Below are 497 nucleotides of genomic sequence, written 5' to 3'. Positions count from 1 at the left end.
GTTATTCACCGTGCGTTGCTAAGACAACGTCGTCCAAGATTTGCTTGGTGCGCGTTGTGCCACTTCTAAGGGGATTAAGTTCTCCTGCGATGCAATTGTTTCGCGAGAATCTCAAAAAATAGTGCAACTTTTTACCGGTGGATTGCGAGCCAAACCGGCACCGCCAACCGGACGGTCCCCATTGAGCGAACCGCGGTTGGTCCACAAGTGGTGTGTCCTGCTGTTGCTGCAGACGCAAGTCGAGAGATGTCAGAAATCGCGAAAGGGGCCGCGGGGTTCGGCGGCTTCCATCTCACGGAGCCAATTGGCGTATCGTTCTTTGACCATGGCCAGGATTTCAGGGCGAGACTCCGAAAGGTTGTGAGTTTCGGCCATGTCATTGGCAAGATTGAATAGGCCGCCTTGTTTGCCCATTTGGACCCATTTCCATTGACCGACGCGCGCTCCAATCTGATCGCGGCGTTTCCAGAACATCTCTTTTCTCGGAGAAGCCGATT

General features: G+C 53.5%; 1 pseudogene. It reads right to left on the bottom strand.

The features are described from left to right. Positions 1–249 precede the first annotated feature (249 nt). Positions 250–497: pseudogene (locus B2R17_RS18500) on the bottom strand (N-acetylgalactosamine-6-sulfatase); the annotation flags it as partial.

Source organism: Rhodopirellula sp. UBA1907, from assembly GCF_002337565.1.
Lineage (GTDB): Bacteria > Planctomycetota > Planctomycetia > Pirellulales > Pirellulaceae > Rhodopirellula > Rhodopirellula europaea.
The sequence above is the reverse complement of the archived record's forward strand: the minus strand, read 5'-3'. Positions and strand labels throughout refer to the sequence as shown.